Genomic DNA, 18,803 nt, shown 5'->3' on the forward strand with positions numbered 1-18,803 from the left:
CTGTTGAAAACATCGCGTTGTTTAGACGTTTTGTCATGAATATGCTCAAGCAATGCGACTGTGGTGCTCCGAGCCAAAAAGTGAAGATGAAGAAAGCGGGTTGGAACGATGATTATAGGGCAAGAGTCTTCTTGGGGTTATAAATCCACCAAAGTATGCTCCCGCCCTGCTATCAGAGACAGCAATGCATCGAGTGAAGCAGTTGTTAGGTGGGCGATTAAGTCTGAGAAACTACAATACTCAGGTTGGTGAAACTTACGCCATGATTAAAGCACTGAACAAACTTACAGGGCTCGGTATGCCTGAAACTCAGTGTGCTGTATAAGAATCAATCAATTGCAGGCAGTTTGGTTCTCTGACCGAATCACGCAACAAAGCCCCCCAAGATAATAATAATTGCGAGGCATATAACTTTAAATGAAATTTATATGTTTGTTAATTATCATAAAAATTGGCATATTTCTAAGTTAATTAAGCTGAGTGTTTTTCGCACTAATTTACTACATCTTCGTTGGTTTAGTATTCCATCCAACATAGTTAATAGGGATGGAAAAATGACTTGGAAATTTGCTGGCCGAGAAGAGGCTTTTGATTACATTGAAGTAAATAATCGTTCAGGAGTTCAGCTGGATCAAGTAGTTGGTAAAATGTTATGTGCTTCGCTATTCAGTGAGAAGAAAATCTGTATTTCTCGTCAAGCTCTGCTCATGTTGGCATCATTAAATGAGTACGATCAAAGGCAGGTTGTAAGAGAAATGTATTTCGTTACAGCCAATCCGAGCGCTAAGTCAATCGTTCGACATAAAAGAAACCCTCTCTGGAGAGTTTTTCGTACTACTTATCCATTTAAAAATTATCATTACTTACTAACGATTACGTTCAAGAGTGGTAAAGTTGTAATTCATGATATTGCGTTTGATGAAAAATTACATGGTAGTTGGATAAATAGTGACTCTCGTCAGAGGACTCAAATGTACTACGTCAAAAAACGCAGTAACGGAGGAGGAATATATGATGGAACCCAAAATGAGAGAGAAGTGGAATCTATGCTTATCGAATGGGAAAAGGGTACTATTTCTCAAACCACCAATGTCAGAACAATGCACGCTACAGTCAATGGTATGCTGAATCCATATTCAAAAGCTGTAGGTTTGATGGGGTTACATACAGAAGTTGCTTATAAAGAAGATAACCTAAAAGAATACACACTTTTTCACAACCCAAGTGATAGTGGTACGTTAGATTTAATCGAGTGCTCATTTGATAAAACACGATTTACCTCTCACAATGCTCAACATCTTTCTGCGGTCATGAAGCAATGTGCAGAAAGTGGAAAGCAGGTAAAATGGACGGTTCATAGCCAAGGTGCAATTATTTTTAATTCTGCGTTGGAATACACTTATACAAATAATCCATCTATTCGTCTGGTTAATCAAGAAGTTGTAATACATGCTGGTGGCACAAGAACAAGTAAGATTGATCGCAATGCAAAATTATTAGGGTTGAAAGTTAACCACGATAAAACTAGAACTAATCCTTTTGACTTAGTACCAAATTTAGCAGCAAGGGAAGGTAAAATAACATCCAGTAGCTTAATTAGGTGTTTAAAGTTTATTGGGTTAGTTAAGGGTGATATTATGACTGCTAGTCCTCATACCTTGCCGTATTTTGGATTGGAATTGTATCGAAAACAACTTATTATGTCTGGAAACTCTAATGCATTAAAAAGGGTTAAAGATGTTGATAAATATATAAAATTAGTTGGACGTATTGATGTTTAATAATGCTATTTTTGATGGTTTTAGAGGTAAACCTAATTTTGAAAGCTTAGAACTAGCTCAATATAAAATAGATGATTATTTCTACGAATTTTCATTTCCAAACAATTACTCTAGCTTTGTCTATGAGACGGTGTGTGTGTCTTTACCTATATCTAATGGCACTTTTGTTAATGAGGATCATGAAGAAATTGTTCATCTTGGTTTTGTGTCCTATCGATTTAGCAATGTCATTAAGAATCCTTTATTTCCATGTAATAGTCAGGGTTTGCTACTTGCTATCGTTAGAATAAAACAAGTGAAAGAAAACATTGATGATGTTGAATCCCTTGGTCGTATACTTGAAGAAGAGTATGTTGACTATTATCACGACCCAAATCCTGATAATAAAAGCCAGCGCGGAAGGCATACTGAGGATATGAAAAATGCATATAGATACGCTAATAAAGTTTGGGGGAATTTACCAGATAGTGACGATGATTCTATAGAAAGAAATGACTATCTGCTTGGTTCGTATCTGAGGTCATATCCGCCAATAAAATGTGAATCTGTGAAAATAGGAAAATACTGTTATTCTAAGTATGTAGAGGGGAACATCGATTATAAAAATACCGTTAGAAGATTCTATAATTTGCCTATTAAAGATAACTATATATTGAGCTTTGAGTTTAAATATCGATTAGAGGGGAATGCGTCTAAGAAAAAAATCCGTAAGTGGCTTCTTTCTTCGGATGAAACCTTCGAGCATAAAATACTCGAAACATTGGATATTTCTCGTTTGGTGGATGCCTCTACTGAGAACGAGATCGCGTTCATCTCAAACCAAGGTGAGCAGTAGATTCGGCACATGGTTATGTTTCGGGGCTCATTGAGCCCCTTTTGTTACTTAATACCTAATCGCTTGGCTAGACGATGAAGGTTGCCACTGTCGAGCTCTAATTGCCTTGCGGTGGCGGCCCAGTTGCCTTGGTTAGACTCTAATGCTCGTAAGATCAGTTGTTTTTGAAAGGCGTCGGTTGCCTGTTTCAAACCGATGTCGCTGTGAATTTCGTGTTGAGCTTGCGAGGCTGCAACGGTTGGCAGCATGAGAGAAGTCGGCGTTTTGATGTCGAAATCTTGCGAGATCAGTTCGATGTCCATTTGCGGCGTGCGCGCTTTGGCCAAAACGGCGGCGCGTTTTATGACATGCTCCAACTCGCGCACATTGCCCGGCCAGTGGTACTCCCTAAGCTCTGCGACCAGAGAAGGGGAGAGCCGAACGCTGTGTAAGCCGAGTTTGCCTCGGACTTGTTCAGCAAAAAATCCGGCTAGCAGAATCACATCCTCTTCGCGCTCGCGTAGGGGGGGCACGTGCAACGGAAAGACACTGAGCCGGTGATAGAGATCAGCACGGAAACGCCCCGCTTTGACTTCCTCATGCAGAACTCGGTTGGTTGCGGCGACGATACGCGTATTAACGCGAATATGACGATCATCACCAACGCGTTGAATGTCGCCATATTGCAGCGCTCGCAATAGCTTGGCTTGTAGCTCTAACGATAATTCACCCACTTCATCGAGGAACAGCGTGCCACCATCGGCTTGCTCAAATTTCCCTTTGCGGTGGCTGATGGCGCCAGTAAATGCCCCCTTGATGTGACCAAAAAGTTCGCTCTCCGCTACCGATTCCGGCAGCGCAGCACAGTTGAGGTAAACCAAGTTGTTTGACGCTCGGTCAGAACGATGATGAATCGCATTGGCGACCAGCTCTTTGCCCACCCCAGTTTCGCCCATGACCAGCACAGACAGCTCGGTGTTGGCGACCGCATCAATCTGATCTTGCAGTGTTCTCATCCCCTGTGAGTTACCGATGATCTCATTACTGAGCGTGCGCTTCTCGGCGTAAGATTCACGCGGCAAGCTGGCTTGGGTTTCCAACTGTTCCAAAAGCAGCGCGGTATGCAAGCCACCGGCGGCCAAGGCACTGATAAAACGCAATTCTTGGTTTTTTAGCTGATCAAATTGGTTTGGGTCTAACGCATCGATGGTGATGGCACCAATCAGTTGGTCATCAATCAGCAATGGTAAACCAATGCACGAGTGAACGTGGAGTTTGCCTTGGTGGTTGGTGATCAGGCCATCGTAGGGATCGGGCAAAGTGCTTTCAGAGGGAAAGCGCACAATGTCTCCTGCTCGCGCGATGGCTTCCAAGCGAGGATGCTGTTCAATGGAGAAGCGCCTGCCAAGAACTTCTTTGGCCAAACCATTGATTGCTAACGGCTTAAAGTGTTGATCTTCAAATAAAAGCAGAGCAGAGGAGTCGCAATTGAGTACGTCGCGAATGGTGGTGAGCAGGGTATCGAATCGCGCTTGGCGTGTGAGCGCAGAGTTGAGGTCCTGAGTGATGTGCAGCCACTGGGCGATAAGCGAAGTCATAAGGTCATACCAATAATGTCAATATGACAATTATAGTGTCTAAATGACAAAGTTCAACGGTGTCATTTGGACACTGTTAAAAGTTAGGTTGATTTTAACTTGTTGAAATATATTGGTTTTAAAAGTTGGCATGGTCGCTGCAATAAGAATAAGTAGATGTTTAACCAAGAAAAAATTTTCACTTATTTTGCAAGGTAGTAATCATGACGATTCATGTAAAAAACAACATTCATTGGGTAGGACAACGCGATTGGGAAGTACAAGATTTTCACGGTACAGAATACAAAATGACCAAAGGTACCAGTTACAACAGCTACTTGATTCGTGAAGAAAAGACCGTACTGATTGACACGGTTGATCATCGCTTTAGCCAGCAGTTTATTCAAAACCTGCAAATGGAAATCGATTTGCAAAGCATCGACTTCATTGTGATTAACCATGCTGAAGAAGATCACTCAGGCGCACTTTCGGCGCTGATGGAGAAGATCCCCAACACACCAATTTACTGCACAGAAGCCGCAATTGATTCCATTGTTGGTCATCATCACCACCCTGAATGGAACTTCAAAACGGTCAAAACGGGTGACAGCATTGATATCGGTAATGGCAAGCAACTGGTGTTTGTTGAAGCCCCAATGCTGCATTGGCCAGACAGTATGATGACGTATCTTACTGGCGATGCAGTACTGTTCAGTAACGACGCTTTCGGCCAGCATTACTGCGATGAGCGCTTGTTCAATGACGAAGTGGATCAAGCGGAGTTGATGGAGCAGTGCCTTCGTTACTATTCCAACATCCTGACGCCTTTTAGTGCTTTGGTGACGGCGAAGATTCAGGAAGTGCTGAGCTTTAATCTTCCTGTCGATATGATTGCTACCTCACACGGGATTGTCTGGCGTGAGAATCCAACCCAGATCATCGAGCAATACTTGGCTTGGGCGAATAACTACCAAGAAGACCGCATCACCATCTTCTACGATTCCATGTCGAACAATACGCGCATGATGGCCGATGCGATTGCTCAAGGTATTCACGACGTAGACCCGAGTGTTGCCGTGAAAGTATTTAACGTTTCCAAGCAAGATAAGAACGAGATCTTAGCCAATGTGTTCCGTTCCAAAGGGATTCTGGTTGGCTCTTCAACCATGAACAACGTGATGATGCCGAAAATCGCTGGCATGTTAGAAGAGATCACCGGGCTGCGTTTTAAAGCGAAAAAAGCCGCGGCTTTTGGTAGTTATGGCTGGAATGGTAGTGCAGTTGATCGTATCCACGCGCGTTTAACCGATGCGGGGTTTGAGACGGCGATTAGCTTGAAAACCAAGTGGCGTCCGGATGGAAAAGCGATGCGAGAGTGTCGTGAGCATGGTCAGCAGATCGCCAAACTGTGGGCCGTTAAAGATAAATCGACCTTGAGTACGCCCGTAAATGCCTTTCAGTCAGCAACACCAATTGAGGGGATCGAAGCGCAGCAGCCGTTAACAGAAACCACGTCAACCGCAGACGCTGCGCATTCAGCCGATTGCCAATGCATGGTTTGCACCGTTTGTAATTGGGTGTATGACCCCTCTAAAGGGGAACCCAATCAAGGCATTGAAGTGGGCACCACTTGGGCCGATGTGCCGGATTATTTCCTTTGCCCAGAATGCCATTTAGGCAAAGACGTTTTTGTTGAATACCAAGGGTAAGGAGGGGATGATGTCCGATCCCATTATCATCATTGGCAGTGGTTTTGCTGCCTACCAGTTGGTCAAAAGTGTGCGTCGTTTAGATGCACATATCCCAATTCAGATCTTCACTGCCGATGACGGTGCCGAGTACAACAAACCGGATTTGAGCCACGTGTTCAGCAGGCGTCAAACTGCGGCGGACTTGGTGGTGAAAAGTGGCGAGGCATTTGCCACAGAACACAACGTGCAACTGCACGCTCACACGCAGGTCGAACGCGTGCTGACCCAGCAACAGCAAGTGGTGGCCAATGGCCGTTGCTACCCTTATTCCAAACTGGTGTTTGCCACCGGAGCACAAGCGTTCGTGCCGCCGATGCGTGGGGATTGTCTGGAAAAAGTGATGACGTTGAACTCGCTGCAAGAGTATCAAGCGGCTGAGCAGCCGTTAAGCCGCGCTCAGCATGTGTTGGTGATTGGTGGCGGATTGATTGGCGTGGAGATCGCGCTGGATCTGGCAACCTCCGGCAAACAGGTAACGGTGGTGGAGCCCAATGCACGTCTGTTAGCCAATTTGCTGCCGGAGTTTATTGCTTTGCCATTAGAACAGCAGTTGATGAAGCATGGCATTCAGTTGGCGCTGAACAGCCGTGTGGAAAGCGTGACAGAGCAGGGTCAAACGTTGGCGATTGCGCTGCACGATGGACGTGAGTTTGCCGTGGACGCGGTGCTATGTGCGGCGGGGCTCAAAGCCAATACCGCTGTGGCGCGAGAAGCGGGGCTGAGCGTTGAGCGAGGAATTTGCGTTGATCATCAGCTCAACACATCCGATCCGCACATCTATGCCTTAGGGGATTGCGCGCAAATTGAAGGGCGTATGTTGCCCTATTTACAACCGATTGTGCTGAGCGCCAATGTGTTGGCCAAGCAGTTAGTCGGTCAAGAGGCGCGGTTGACGCTCCCCCCCATGATGGTGAAGGTGAAAACGCCAAGTTATCCCATTCAGTTGGCCGGCGATTTTTCGCCAGAATCGCATTGGCAGGTGCAGCTGTCGCCAGAAGGTATTGTGGCTAAAGCGCAAAGCCCACTGGGGGATTTTACTGGCTTTGTGGTCACAGGTAAGTATGTCACACAGGCGTTCCCATTGTTGCGCGAGCTGTCTCAGCGCGCGAATGGATAAGTAACAACCAAATTAAAGAGGGCAGACGATGTCACATATGCGCATTCCAAAACAGTGGACGATTCAACGCTCCACCCCATTTTTTACCAAACAAACCGTGCCAGCAGCGCTGCTGACACACCACAATACCGCGCAAGGGGTCTTTGGCCAGTTGTGCGTGATGGAAGGGACAGTCACGTACTATGGTTTTGCCAACGAAGAGGCGACGGAAGCAGAGCAAGTGGTGGTGATCACTGCGGGGCAGTTTGCGACCAGTCCGCCACAATATTGGCATCGTATCGAGATGAGCGACGATGCGCAGTTCAACATCAACTTCTGGTCGGATCGTGATAAACGAAGTGAGGTGATGTTCCACGCGAAAACGGAGTGAGAACCAGGAGAAGCCGTGTTGCTGGTCAGTGGTTCCACCAACACGGCATGGTTTTATGCTTGTTGTGTCTCAAGCTTACTTGATTCGGCTGAAGGTGAAATTCTCATCTGAGTTAGTAAAGGTGAGGCTTTCATTGTCTGTTACCGTGATAGTTGCGCTAAACATGGGGCTATCTTTATCATATAAGCCGCCCGGACCGTCTGCTTCGCTAGTGATGCTGGTGACGGAGAACACACCACCATTGAGGCTAAAACTACCAAATTCACCGGATGTAGTCATAACTGCGTCGCCATTGTAGGCGTCTTGGTTATTGGTGTGCACAATCACATATTGATTATTTGGCAGTATGGTTAATATGTTATCGTTGCTGATGTCATCTTCTCTAAAGTACCAAGCACCCACCATGGCATTACTGCTGTCGGTGATTTTGCTAAATTGAACCTGCTCATCGGCTTCATTATCGAAAGTGATGTCTAGAGTCGTTTGTGTGGCCTGAACTTTGCGACTGATTGAGCCAAAGTCGTCTGCTAATCCGCCGGAATTATCCGATTCTCTGATCACGTTAAGCGCCAACATCTGGGTGGCAGGATCGTAGGTGTAAGTGCCGTATTCCGCCGAGCCAGCGGTTTGGTCGCCATTGTCAGCGATGTCTGAATGTTCGTGCACTATGATGTAGTTGTTATCGTTGAAGAAGGTAAGCACATTACGCTTTCCCGCTCCTTCACTAAATAACCAACTACCGGTCAATTGGCCTTTTAAGGTATCTGTAAAGTGAGTCTGAGCAGCTTCTTCGGTGACTAAGGTTTTACTAATGCTGGTTAAAATGGCGCTAACAGATGCGTCAAAGCTATCACTGCTGACATCTAATCCTGTGCCGACAAAAGCATCCTTACTGCTATCGCTAATGGTTATGCCATCAGAGAGATTGCCGTTTTCGTCTAGGCTTTGCAGTAACTGTAAAATGTTAACCGTGGTGGTGGTAGCGAGTCCGCCACCGATATCAGCTGGCGTCACTTGAGCACCTGCTTTGACGGCTGGAAAGGTGAGATCGCCAAGGTAAAAGGTGACCGTTTCACCTTCTAAATAGGTAAATTTGCCGTCTTCAGTGGTCACACCGTCACTGATGGTTGCGGTGCGATAGTTCATGCCGATAACGGGGCTATCTAGAAAGACACCCGTTTTGGTTTGTGGTGTCGGGGTAGATGAATCGCTACTGCCGCCGCAGCCAGCCAAAGCAAGTGCCACACATCCTGTTAGTAGTCGTATTTTCATATGTGCTCCAATCGATTTTAATTTTGCACAAGGTAACCCTTGTCTTGTCATCCAAGCCGAGTATTTCATCGAGAATTTTGCCCAACAATACCCATATGGGTAATGCTGTTAACATTTCTCACATTTATTTGACATTGCCGAGTGGGGGTTTAATACTTTTTGCGCAGTTGACTGCTTCTAGGTTGATGGGTGGATATGAGTCAAGTTGATCAGATTGATATTGTAAAACAGATTTACAGCACCATTGAAAAGCCAGAATTATGGCAAGAGGTGTTGCTCCGCCTGAGTGAAATATTAGGGTCTTCGCACGCATTTATTGCTAGCCGATCGAGTGTTGATCATTCGCCGTCTCGGTTTGTTGCCCATGGCTTTGAATCTGGCCATTTTGAAACCTATCAAGAGCATTTCTATAAAGTAGATTTGTGGACGCAGGGATTGGCACAACATGATGCCAACCAGTTCCATGCTAGCCATTTGGTTTGCAATGATAAGGATTTTGTTGGTTCCGAAATTTACTCGGATTTTGCGAAGCCTGCGGCAATCAGAAATTCAATTGGCTGTTTACTCGCTAAACCGGATAGCCCATTGATCACCGAAATTGCGTTTATGTCAGGGCCTGACACGGCTTACTATTCTCAGCAGCAGGTGGCGGCGGCCAATGCCTTTCTTCCTCATATTGATCACGCTCTGGGAATGTCACTGCGTATGCAGCAGGCCAACGCGGCAGGCGCTCAAGATGCGTTACTGGATGTGTTGCCTGAAGCCATTTTTGTTTGTGACCACAATGCTGAGCTGCGTTACTTGAATGCATCGGCTCAAGTTTTATTGTCTAGCAGCACGTTGTTTCAATCATCGACTTTCTTTTCACGTCGATTAAGCTTCGCTTCAGCGCAGACAGATGCTCAATTTAAACTCGGTTTAAATCAATCCGCCGCTATCCTTGGCGCAGAGTTTGATAAGCGTTTTTATGCTTGGGATGCGCATATTGTTTATCGAGTGACATTAAAGCCTTGGTTTTACCAAGTCGTGACACCGATTGGACCACACAATGTCGCTTGTTGTTTAGTGGTGGTGCAAGCTTGCGCGAGTCGGTCAAAAATTCATCCTCAAGAAATCATGTCTTTGTTTTCATTAACCTTAGCGGAAGCAGAAGTGACCAGTTTACTTTGCTCTGGCTCTTTGGTTGATGAAATTGCCGTGCTACGTGCTGCAACCAGCAACACGATTCGACAGCAGATTAAAGCGTGCCTAGCGAAGACCGCAACCCGTAATCAGGCTGAACTGGTTGCTAAAGTCATTCGGAGTTTTACTCTGAGTTAGAGTACTCGGTGAGCTGAGTTCAGCAACCAAGCCTTCTTTCGCATCCAAAATAGGGGCGAAGAGCGCCCCTCGAAGGTGCTTAACTCAACGCTCTTGCCACTCGGCCTTGGCTGGTGATGGTGTAGTGTTCACAGTAAGCGGGAATGAACACCGATTGGCCCTTTTTGAGCAAACAACGTTCGCCATTAGCGTGGTTGAGTTCGAGATCGCCATCCAGAGGCAGCAAGATTTCCGCGCTGGAAACGTTGATCGTCAGCTTTTCTGCTGGCGGTAAAATTGCAAATTTAAAGTCGGCGACAGGAATGGGGTAGTGCAGGCTACCGTCACTCAGGTTTGGCTCAAGGCGCAGTTGTTCCAACGGCTTGTGTATGAACTGAGTGCACGCCACCAGTTCATCAATATCCATGTATTTTGGCGTTAAACCCGCGCGCAACACGTTGTCGGAGTTGGCCATGATTTCTAAGCCCGTGCCATGCAAATAGGCGTGCGGCGTCTCGGCTTGCAAGAACATTGCTTCACCCGGTTGCAAAGTAATCACATTGAGCATCAATGGTGCGAACAAGCCGATGTCGTTGGGGTACTGTTTTTCCAGTTCAACAATCAAAGCAAAGAGCGGCAAATCAACCTGTTTTGCTTGGTGGATTAAGGCCTCTACGGCGTTGGTTTTCGCTTCGCCTTGCAATGAGAGTAAGCCAGAGAAAAAGTCACTCAACCCTGGTTCGGTTGGGTTATTTGAGAACGCATCCACGAGGGAGCTCAACTCGTCAATCGCCAGCTCGGTGAAGAAATTGAGAATTTCATCGATAGCGCGAAAGCCGTTCATCGCTTGGTATTCGGTAAGCGCATAAACCAGCTCTGGCTTGTGGTTTGGATCTTTGTAATTGCGGTTGGCGGCGGTCAACGCAATACCTTGCTGTTCTTCACGGGCAAAGCCCAATTCAGCTTGCTGCTTGTTGGGGTGCACCTGAATCGACAGCGCGTTTTCAGCGGCGAGAATTTTAAATAGATAAGGCAGTTCCCCAAACTGTGCGGCGGTCTGCTCACCTAAAATCAGCGCTGGATTTTGCGCAATAAAGTCAGACAATTTAACTTGCTGACCTGCCATCGTGACGCATGAACAACCATTGGGATGCGCTCCCATCCACAGCTCTGCTTGGGGTTCATTGGTTGGATTTTCGATGGCAAACAGTTGCTGCATGGCGGTTTTGCTGCCCCACGCATAGTTTTGTATCGGATTGGTCATAGGGAAAAACACCGCCAGCGGCAGGGTTGCTTGCGAAGCTAGAATCTCAGACATCTTTATTGCCTTCAGAAAAGTTACTTTTAGAAAAGTGACCTTCAGAAAAGTCACCATCGAAAAGATGGCTTGAGCGTGCGCCCAAGCCATACGGTGAAAAGAGGGGAGTTAAGCGGTTGCGGCCGCCAGTTTTTGTGCACGGATTTTCTTGAGTGTCACGCAAGTGATCGCAGTGACACCCGCACCTGAGGCCATACAAACCAGCGCAAGTAGTGGGTAGTTCATCGCGCCAAGCAGTGCCACCACAGGACCGCCGTGCGCCACGCTGTTGGTGATGCCGAAAGAGAACGCCATCACTGCAGCAACCATAGAGCCCAACACGTTGGCAGGAATAACCGACATCGGATCTTGCGCCGCAAATGGAATCGCCCCTTCAGAGATACCGACTAAGCCCATTGCGCCCGCCGCTTTACCTGCTTCAATTTCTGACGATTCAAACAAATCGAACTTGCGACCCATCGCGGTAGCGAGCGCCATGCCAAGTGGTGCAACCGGAATGGCACACGCCATCGCGCCCATGAATTGGGTTTGGCCACTGGCAATCATGCCGACAGAGAACAAGAACGCCACTTTGTTGAACGGGCCACCCATGTCAAAGCCGGCCATACCACCCAGCACAATGCCCAGTAGGATTACGTTGCCTGTACTCATGCTGGTGAGCAGTGCGGTGAGGCCGTCCATTAAGCTGGCGATAGGGGCGCCGATGACGAAGATGAACAGGCCAGCAATGAACAGCGATGCGGTGATGGGCGCAATCATGATCGGAACGAGTGGCTGAATGAACTTGTGGTAGTTGATGGAGGTGATCCACTTAACGAAGTAGCCAACAAGCAAGCCCGCGATGATGGCACCAATAAAGCCTGTTCCCGCTTCTGCGCCGTAGAAAGAGCCGTTGTTCGCAATCCAACCTCCGATTAAACCCGGAGCCAGTGCTGGTCGGTCTGCGATCGCGTAGGCAATGTAACCCGCCAAAATCGGGATCATCAGTGTGAAAGCAACCACGCCCACTTCAAGAATTTGGTTCCACATACTGCCGGGAGGAATCGCCATGCCCGCTTCGGTTGGCTCGCCGCCGACCGCAAGGGCTAAGGCAATCAGAAGACCCCCTGTGACCACGAATGGGATCATGTGAGACACGCCGTTCATCAAGAAACGATAGAGATCAGATCGCGCTTGGGACGCTTTGTTCGCCACCGACTGCGTGCTGGCGCTTTCGGCTTGGTAGCTTGGCGCGTTTAACGCTTCGTTAATCAGCTTCTGAGCGTCGCGAATGGGTGCTTTGACGTTGGTTTTGATAACACGTTTACCGGCAAAGCGCGCCATATCGACCTGCTTGTCACACGCGACGACAATCGCCTCTGCGCGTTCAATTTCTTCTGCGGTTGGGCTGTTTTTCACCCCAATAGAGCCGTTGGTTTCCACTTTGATTTGGTAGCCCAACGCCGCCGCGCCTTTTTCCAGCGCTTCTGCCGCGAGGTACGTGTGGGCGATGCCTGCAGGGCAACCTGTCACACCGATGATCAATCCTTTGCTCTCCGATGGGTGGGTGTCTGGCGCAGGTTCGGCTTTTTTCAGCAATAGCTGCAGCGCTTGCTCTGTGTTTTCGGCATTAAGGAATGCGTCGATAAAGCCTTCTTCGATCAGCTTGGAAGAGAGTTCAGCCAACACTTCAATATGGTGGTTATCGCCTCCATCGGGGGATGCGATCATGAAAAAGAGTTTGGAAGGCAAACCGTCTTCTGCGCCGTACTCAATGCCCTGTTTGCTCACGCCAATGGCGACGGCAGGTTGGGTCACGGCGGCACTTTTCGCATGAGGGATCGCGACGCCGTCTTCAAATCCAGTGTTGCCTAACTCTTCACGCGCTTGGATGTCTTGCAGGAAGGCCGCTTTATCTGAAATACGTCCTTGCGAATGCAGGATGTCAATCAGCTCTTCAAAAACGGCTTGTTTTGTATTTGCTTGCAGATCAAGCTGAATTAAATTGGCATTAATCAGTTGGTTGATCATAGAAACCTCTGTGTTTTGTCTTTTTTATCCCGCGCCGACCTCACGCTGCTGCGCCAAGTGGTCTGGGTATCTGTCAGAGATATTGTTTAATTTTGCGGATCGAGCGAGTAGTGAAGAAATAGAACATTTACTGGACAATTGTATCGGTATGAGTTGAATGTGATTTGGATCGCTATGAGATTTGGTGAGTGTTTCTGCCTCAAAATTAGTCTTCGTTAACGTTAAATTTCTGTTATTTCATTAAGTTAAAGTGTGTTTGTTGTTTTTAAATAATAAAATGGGCACTAGAGAATTGGTGCTGTGACTGGATTTTTGTATCATTTGGCCGAGAGTGTGATTTCGTTCAAGGAGCGATAGTAACAATCGTTGTATACCTTACGCCGTTACGAACTGAACAATGCGATGAGAGACGAGAGATGATGTTTGATGATTTGATTTCATCGGTACTAAATGAACGTGAATCCTTTCATCATATTTGGTTCGCTGGCGATTTTCATACGCCACCTGAATTTAGCTATCAGGTTAACTTTCCCCGTTTGGAGTTAGTCTTGGATGGGGAATACATTAATGAAATGGAAAGCCACGATCGCAAAGTAAGCAAAATTGTCGCCAAAGCGGGTGATGCGATTTTTATTCCTTCTAACTGCTGGAATAAGCCGAATTGGGATACCGATTGTTCGGTGCTGAGTATGTTGTTTGGTCGCCGCCAGTTGGGGCTCAGTTTGGTGAGCAAACGTAAAGGCGAAGCCAACTTTTACGATATCCAAAAGCACAGTATCCAAACCCGTTCAGGTTTTGCCATCGATAACATCTTAGAAGCACTCAGCTCATTGGCGCGTGAAAATCACAAAAAGCCGATGGACGAGTTGTTGCTGCAAGCCTTGCTGCAATACGCCAAAACCATGCTCAATGCACCAGTTGAGCAGTCGCACAACCGCGTGCAAGATCTCTATCAAGGGATCTGCATTTATATCCAAGAGAATTTCCATCGACCAATTACCCGGGAAAGTATTGCATCGCGTTTTAGCATCTCTGCCAATCATTTATCGCGGCTGTTTCGCCAGCAAGGGCATATGACGTTGGCCGATTACATCACTTGGGTAAGGGTGGACCGCGCCAAGTTTATGCTCAAGAAGTATAACTTTAAGCTCAATGAAGTGGCGCTTCGCTGCGGGTTTAAGGATGTAAACTACTTCTGCCGCGTGTTTAAAAATCGCACGGGGCGCACGCCAACCGATTACCGCGCCTCAATTTAGCAGGCGCGACATGGCGTACATCAGCAGCGCTTGCAGATCGACGCCACTGCGAGTCAGCAGTAGCCGCTCAACCATCTGATCGCACAGTAAATTACGCGTTAAATTGGTCGCGGCGATGATCTGTTCTCGATTGGGCTTGCTTGGCATCACTAAAGCAATGGCCAAATGCACGTCGCCCATTTTGGAAGCCCAATCCATCGATTCGTCGTTTTTGATCACCGCCACAGCAATGTGTTCAATGCCTTCAAACATCACATGAGGAATCGCGATGCCGGGCGCAACGCTGGTGGAAGAGCGCTCTTCTCGCTTGATAAACGCCAAAATCAGTTCATCGGGTGAAACGGGGTAGATCAGTTGCGCTAACCCTTTCAAACACTCGAATTTGGTGAGTTCGGTGTGTGCTTTGGCATAGTGCCATTTGACCTCGGCAGGTGGGCAAATTTGCGGTAGACGCTCGGCCAGATGGCTGGAAAACTCATAGTTGATCTTTGAACCGACCACGGTGAAGTGATCCGACAGCATGTCTTTAATAACAAAGCAGGCGAGTTCGGCATCAATGCCAATGGCGGTGATTTGGCAAAAATCCCCTTCTTGCAACCCCACTTGCAGTACCGCGAGTGACTTTGCCAACTCTGCGCTGCGATTTTGCGTGATATTGATGATGTGTAGCGTGCTTTTGAACTTTCGCGCAACACGAGACAATGGCTGGGCCACATGGGCGCTGGCGTTAACATCGTTCACCAAGAAGGTGACTTGATATTCATGCATCATGCTGGTGTTCAGCGACAGTGGACAAGAAACACTTTGTCGACGTTGAGCAGCACATCTTCGATGGAGAGTTTCACCACGTTCATGCCTTCAAAACGTCCAGGCTGTTCGATTTCGATATCCGAGACAATCAATACCTTATCCGCATGGGCCACGTCATAAGGCGTCAGTTGGTTTTCGATCCCCATCGCACCTTGGGTTTCGACTTTGATCTGCACATTGTACTTTGGTGCGGCTTTGGTTAATGCATCGGCCGCCATGTAGGTGTGCGCAATACCCGTTGGGCAAGCGGTGACCGCAACAACTTTCATCGGACTATCTCGTGGTAACGTTTGGCGGGATATTAGCACAGCGTAAGGCAAATGCGGCTTTTTCGCAGCAGACCCAGTTCACAGTTCGCTTTTGATGTTACAAAAATCCAGTTATTGCATCTTTCGTCCTATGTTTTGAAACCGCTTGGCTGGTTAATCTAGCCTACGCGTGTGCGCGCGAACCAACGCACGCCTTAATAACATGGACAACAGTATGGACAACGCAAGGTAAAGCCATCGTGGATATGACCAACCTGATCGAACCCGAAGTCATCTGCTTAGATCTGAAGGCCAACAGCAAAGAAGAAGTGCTGATTGAATTGGTGGAGTTGCTGGATAAAGCGGGGAAATTGACCGATAAACAGCAATTTTTAAAGGATATTTGGCTAAGAGAAGAGATTGGCAATACCGGTTTTGAAGAGGGAATTGCCATTCCCCACGCCAAAAGTCGCGCTGTTGCTTTACCTGCTGTGGTGGTGGGGATCAGCCGCCAAGGGATTGATTATGGCGCGGAAGATGGTCAGCTTTCCGACGTGTTTTTTATGCTCGCTTCCCCCGATGGTGAAGATCATCACCACATTGAAGTGTTGGCACAAATCTCCAGTAAATTGATTGAAGAGGGTTTTGTTGAGAAGCTCAAAGCCGCGGAAGATGTCGATCAGGTGCGGGCGTTGTTTGTGGACCACAATGGCGCAAACACCACGCAAGGGCATGGCATGGGTGAGTTTGTTCATCAGCCGCTTAGCCCGATGGCGCAACGCGTCGCGCGTATTAAGGAGCATTTGTTGTTTGGCACCTCTCATATGATGCCGTTTATTGTCGCGGGCGGGGTGCTACTGTCGCTTTCTGTGATGATCTCCGGTCATGGCGCCGTGCCTGAGCAGGGAGTATTAGCGGACATCGCGCAAATGGGCATTGCTGGCCTAACCTTATTTACCGTGGTACTTGGCGGTTACATCGCCTATTCCATGGCAGACAAACCGGGTTTAGCGCCGGGGATGATTGGCACTTGGATTGCGGTCAATCAATACCATACGGGCTTTTTAGGTGCGATCATTGTGGGCTTTTGGGCGGGCTTTGTGGTGCGTCAGCTGAAAAAAATCGAGCTTCCCGACAGCATGAGCTCGCTCGGCTCCATTTTCATCTATCCTCTGGTCGGAACGTTCATCACCTGTGGCGCGATTATGTGGGTGATTGGTTCTCCTATCGCCAGCAGCATGTTATGGCTCAATCAATTTCTGGCCTCGATGGCCGATTCTGGCAAAGTTGCTTTAGGCGCAGTGCTGGGGGCGATGACCGCGTTTGACATGGGCGGGCCAATCAACAAAGTCGCCACGCTGTTTGCCCAAACGCAAGTGAACACCCAACCTTGGTTGATGGGCGGGGTCGGCATCGCAATTTGTACCCCACCATTGGGGATGGCGCTGGCCACGCTGTTGTCACCAAGCAAATTCAAACGTGATGAACGTGAGGCGGGTAAAGCGGCCGGCATTATGGGCATGATTGGCATCAGTGAAGGGGCGATTCCGTTTGCCGCGGCGGATCCCGCACGTGTGCTGCCGGCGATCATTGCCGGCGGTATTGTCGGCAACGTGATTGGTTTTCTCTTCCAAGTACTCAATCATGCACCTTGGGGCGGCTGGATTGTGCTTCCTGTCGTTGATGGCAAAATTGGCTATATCGTCGGCACGCTTGCTGGTGCGATGACCACGGCGCTGATCGCTATTGCACTGAAGAAAACCGTCAATGAAGACGAGAATTCGCCAGGCGATACCTTGGCATACTCTTCGGTAGTGGGGGAGGGGCAAGCCGATATTCTTGCCGTCACTTCGTGTCCTTCTGGTGTGGCGCACACTTTCTTGGCCGCGAAATCGCTGGAAAAGGCGGCATGCCTACTTGGGGTGAAAATCAAAGTGGAAACGCAAGGCGCCAACGGCATCATTAATCGAATTACCGCTAAAGATGTTCAAAGGGCCAAGTTGGTGATCTTCGCCCACGACGTCGCCATCAAAGAACCCGAACGCTTCAAACACATCAAAGTCATCGACGTGACAACGAAAGATGCAATTTTGAATGCCGCAGCATTGATGCAGATGAAACGTTGATGGGGAAGAAGGGGAGTTTAAGCCCCTTGCTCTAAATAATCAGTTAGATGGAATGATGAAATGACAATTTCTTCTGCTCTCAAAGCATCATCTAAGCACAACGCCATATATGAGTCATTCCATCCGTCGTGAGTAAAGTCGATGACTAAGTAGAAGTCATTATTAAACAAAAAACAATAGTGATTTTTTAACGATGTCAAGCTACGTGAGGATTCATATTTTACATAATGAGTAGATATTTTGATATCAGGTATTTTTACCAATGAAAGATCTATTTCTTCTTGAATAAAAGCATTTCTAACTTCTTCATTTTCAACGGATGCTTCACTATATTGCTCATGTATTTGACGTAATTGGTGTTTATTATATCCTCTTCCAGTCTCAGAGTCATAATTATCAGCATTATAAAAACCATCGTATCTATATTCAATGTCTTGTTTTATATCTTCTAACTCCCTATGCTTTTTCAAATTGTCAACATAAGGAACTAGCTTTAAATTGAATATTAGCTTTCCTAAAAAACTATAACCCATAGGGTAAGGAAATAATGTATGATATTGCCAATCTAAAAATTCGATTAATATGTATTCTTCATGCTTAAAAGAGTTTAGTTCATTGTTCAATACATCGAATTCTATTTTATTTTGTAAGTGTTTTTTATTACTAATCCCTTCATGAAATCCTAATGGTATTTTAATTTCGCAAATTAAATCCCCAAGGCGATATAGTTTACTTTTGGATTGCAATATATTAGCACCAAATCGATATTTCTTTTTTAAAAATGAAAGTATGCTCATTTAGTATTTGCCTTTTTTCTCGTATTTTGAGATTAAGTTGGCTCTTTTTTCAAGCCCCAATTCTCTTAGTTGCCTCTCGTAGGTCCTAACAGGGCGGGAGCATACTTTGGTGGATTTATAACCCCAAGAAGACTCTTGCCCTATAATCATCGTTCCAACCCGCTTTCTTCATCTTCACTTTTTGGCTCGGAGCACCACAGTCGCATTGCTTGAGCATATTCATGACAAAACGTCTAAACAACGCGATGTTTTCAACA

Annotated in this window: 15 protein-coding genes and 3 pseudogenes; 10 read left to right on the forward strand and 8 right to left on the reverse strand. The window is 47.0% G+C overall.

The genetic code is table 11. The features are described from left to right. From FC652_RS18770 to FC652_RS18785, 4 genes and pseudogenes are all read left to right on the forward strand, one after another. A pseudogene (locus FC652_RS18770) lies at window positions 1-143 on the forward strand (ISAs1 family transposase); the annotation flags it as partial. A gap of 26 nt (window positions 144-169) precedes the next feature. Beyond that, a pseudogene (locus tag FC652_RS18775) lies at window positions 170-325 on the forward strand (IS5/IS1182 family transposase); the annotation flags it as partial. Window positions 326-554: 229 nt separating this feature from the next. Further along, on the forward strand, window positions 555-1,781 hold the full coding sequence (locus tag FC652_RS18780) for a hypothetical protein (protein ID WP_176299749.1): 1,227 nt from the start codon (window positions 555-557) through the stop codon (window positions 1,779-1,781). Then, on the forward strand, window positions 1,774-2,616 hold the full coding sequence (locus tag FC652_RS18785; RefSeq protein WP_176299750.1) for an Mg-dependent DNase: 843 nt from the start codon (window positions 1,774-1,776) through the stop codon (window positions 2,614-2,616). Before FC652_RS18780 ends, FC652_RS18785 begins: the two co-directional genes overlap by 8 nt. 44 nt (window positions 2,617-2,660) lie before the next feature. Here FC652_RS18785 and norR read toward each other — a convergent pair whose 3' ends face one another. After that, window positions 2,661-4,193 carry a nitric oxide reductase transcriptional regulator NorR gene (gene norR, locus FC652_RS18790; protein ID WP_108654495.1) on the reverse strand — a complete coding sequence of 511 codons (1,533 nt, stop codon included), beginning with the start codon at window positions 4,191-4,193 and terminating at the stop codon, window positions 2,661-2,663. 203 nt (window positions 4,194-4,396) lie between these two features. On the opposite strand from norR, the gene norV reads away from it, so the two are divergent. Genes norV through FC652_RS18805 form a run of 3 tightly spaced genes read left to right on the forward strand, consistent with a single transcriptional unit; the run spans window position 4,397 to window position 7,410 of the window. Further along, on the forward strand, window positions 4,397-5,881 hold the full coding sequence (gene norV, locus FC652_RS18795) for an anaerobic nitric oxide reductase flavorubredoxin (RefSeq protein WP_176299751.1): 1,485 nt from the start codon (window positions 4,397-4,399) through the stop codon (window positions 5,879-5,881). A gap of 10 nt (window positions 5,882-5,891) precedes the next feature. Then, a complete protein-coding gene (norW, locus tag FC652_RS18800; RefSeq protein ID WP_176299752.1) occupies window positions 5,892-7,040 on the forward strand; it encodes an NADH:flavorubredoxin reductase NorW in 1,149 nt (382 codons plus the stop codon). Between the two features lie 28 nt (window positions 7,041-7,068). Then, window positions 7,069-7,410: a DUF1971 domain-containing protein gene (locus FC652_RS18805; protein WP_176299753.1), complete on the forward strand. Its 342-nt coding sequence runs from the start codon at window positions 7,069-7,071 to the stop codon at window positions 7,408-7,410. A gap of 75 nt (window positions 7,411-7,485) precedes the next feature. Here the strand turns inward: FC652_RS18805 and FC652_RS18810 are convergent, their stop codons facing one another. Then, on the reverse strand, window positions 7,486-8,682 hold the full coding sequence (locus FC652_RS18810) for an adhesin (protein ID WP_255199190.1): 1,197 nt from the start codon (window positions 8,680-8,682) through the stop codon (window positions 7,486-7,488). Window positions 8,683-8,877: 195 nt separating this feature from the next. Here FC652_RS18810 and FC652_RS18815 point away from each other — a divergent pair, with 195 nt between their 5' ends. Then, entirely contained in the window at window positions 8,878-10,002 is a 1,125-nt protein-coding gene (locus FC652_RS18815; protein ID WP_176299754.1) for a helix-turn-helix transcriptional regulator, read from the forward strand. 79 nt (window positions 10,003-10,081) lie between these two features. Here the strand turns inward: FC652_RS18815 and manA are convergent, their stop codons facing one another. Both manA and FC652_RS18825 read right to left on the reverse strand, forming a co-directional pair. Continuing rightward, on the reverse strand, window positions 10,082-11,299 hold the full coding sequence (manA, locus tag FC652_RS18820) for a mannose-6-phosphate isomerase, class I (protein ID WP_176299755.1): 1,218 nt from the start codon (window positions 11,297-11,299) through the stop codon (window positions 10,082-10,084). 108 nt (window positions 11,300-11,407) lie between these two features. Further along, on the reverse strand, window positions 11,408-13,309 hold the full coding sequence (locus FC652_RS18825; protein WP_176299756.1) for a fructose-specific PTS transporter subunit EIIC: 1,902 nt from the start codon (window positions 13,307-13,309) through the stop codon (window positions 11,408-11,410). Window positions 13,310-13,725: 416 nt separating this feature from the next. On the opposite strand from FC652_RS18825, the gene FC652_RS18830 reads away from it, so the two are divergent. Continuing rightward, on the forward strand, window positions 13,726-14,565 hold the full coding sequence (locus FC652_RS18830) for a helix-turn-helix transcriptional regulator (RefSeq protein ID WP_011082233.1): 840 nt from the start codon (window positions 13,726-13,728) through the stop codon (window positions 14,563-14,565). Here the strand turns inward: FC652_RS18830 and FC652_RS18835 are convergent. Next, window positions 14,557-15,336 carry a PTS sugar transporter subunit IIA gene (locus tag FC652_RS18835; RefSeq protein ID WP_047111565.1) on the reverse strand — a complete coding sequence of 260 codons (780 nt, stop codon included), beginning with the start codon at window positions 15,334-15,336 and terminating at the stop codon, window positions 14,557-14,559. The two genes, FC652_RS18830 and FC652_RS18835, sit on opposite strands and share 9 nt — an antisense overlap. Window positions 15,337-15,344: 8 nt before the next feature. Then, the gene (locus tag FC652_RS18840; protein ID WP_015727454.1) at window positions 15,345-15,644 is read right to left on the reverse strand and encodes a PTS fructose transporter subunit IIB; all 300 of its coding nucleotides are present in this window, start codon (window positions 15,642-15,644) and stop codon (window positions 15,345-15,347) included. Between the two features lie 239 nt (window positions 15,645-15,883). On the opposite strand from FC652_RS18840, the gene FC652_RS18845 reads away from it, so the two are divergent. After that, the gene (locus tag FC652_RS18845) at window positions 15,884-17,749 is read left to right on the forward strand and encodes a fructose-specific PTS transporter subunit EIIC (RefSeq protein WP_176299757.1); all 1,866 of its coding nucleotides are present in this window, start codon (window positions 15,884-15,886) and stop codon (window positions 17,747-17,749) included. A 17-nt stretch (window positions 17,750-17,766) separates the two neighbouring features. Here FC652_RS18845 and FC652_RS18850 read toward each other — a convergent pair whose 3' ends face one another. Further along, a complete protein-coding gene (locus FC652_RS18850) occupies window positions 17,767-18,546 on the reverse strand; it encodes a hypothetical protein (RefSeq protein ID WP_176299758.1) in 780 nt (259 codons plus the stop codon). A gap of 115 nt (window positions 18,547-18,661) precedes the next feature. Next, window positions 18,662-18,803, reverse strand: a pseudogene (locus FC652_RS18855) (ISAs1 family transposase); the annotation flags it as partial.

Origin of the sequence: Vibrio sp. 05-20-BW147, assembly GCF_013369385.1 — a bacterium.
In the GTDB taxonomy this organism is placed as follows: Bacteria; Pseudomonadota; Gammaproteobacteria; order Enterobacterales; family Vibrionaceae; genus Vibrio; species Vibrio floridensis.

Bases quoted from the DNA above. Each gene is read 5' to 3' on its own strand.
- manA (WP_176299755.1), bottom strand. From the start codon at position 11,299: ATGTCTGAGATTCTAGCTTCGCAAGCAACCCTGCCGCTGGCGGTGTTT.
- FC652_RS18835 (WP_047111565.1), bottom strand. From the start codon at position 15,336: ATGATGCATGAATATCAAGTCACCTTCTTGGTGAACGATGTTAACGCC.
- FC652_RS18850 (WP_176299758.1), bottom strand. From the start codon at position 18,546: ATGAGCATACTTTCATTTTTAAAAAAGAAATATCGATTTGGTGCTAAT.
- norR (WP_108654495.1), bottom strand. From the start codon at position 4,193: ATGACTTCGCTTATCGCCCAGTGGCTGCACATCACTCAGGACCTCAAC.
- FC652_RS18830 (WP_011082233.1), top strand. From the start codon at position 13,726: ATGATGTTTGATGATTTGATTTCATCGGTACTAAATGAACGTGAATCC.
- FC652_RS18805 (WP_176299753.1), top strand. From the start codon at position 7,069: ATGTCACATATGCGCATTCCAAAACAGTGGACGATTCAACGCTCCACC.
- FC652_RS18840 (WP_015727454.1), bottom strand. From the start codon at position 15,644: ATGAAAGTTGTTGCGGTCACCGCTTGCCCAACGGGTATTGCGCACACC.
- norV (WP_176299751.1), top strand. From the start codon at position 4,397: ATGACGATTCATGTAAAAAACAACATTCATTGGGTAGGACAACGCGAT.
- FC652_RS18825 (WP_176299756.1), bottom strand. From the start codon at position 13,309: ATGATCAACCAACTGATTAATGCCAATTTAATTCAGCTTGATCTGCAA.
- FC652_RS18815 (WP_176299754.1), top strand. From the start codon at position 8,878: ATGAGTCAAGTTGATCAGATTGATATTGTAAAACAGATTTACAGCACC.
- FC652_RS18785 (WP_176299750.1), top strand. From the start codon at position 1,774: ATGTTTAATAATGCTATTTTTGATGGTTTTAGAGGTAAACCTAATTTT.
- FC652_RS18780 (WP_176299749.1), top strand. From the start codon at position 555: ATGACTTGGAAATTTGCTGGCCGAGAAGAGGCTTTTGATTACATTGAA.
- norW (WP_176299752.1), top strand. From the start codon at position 5,892: ATGTCCGATCCCATTATCATCATTGGCAGTGGTTTTGCTGCCTACCAG.
- FC652_RS18810 (WP_255199190.1), bottom strand. From the start codon at position 8,682: ATGAAAATACGACTACTAACAGGATGTGTGGCACTTGCTTTGGCTGGC.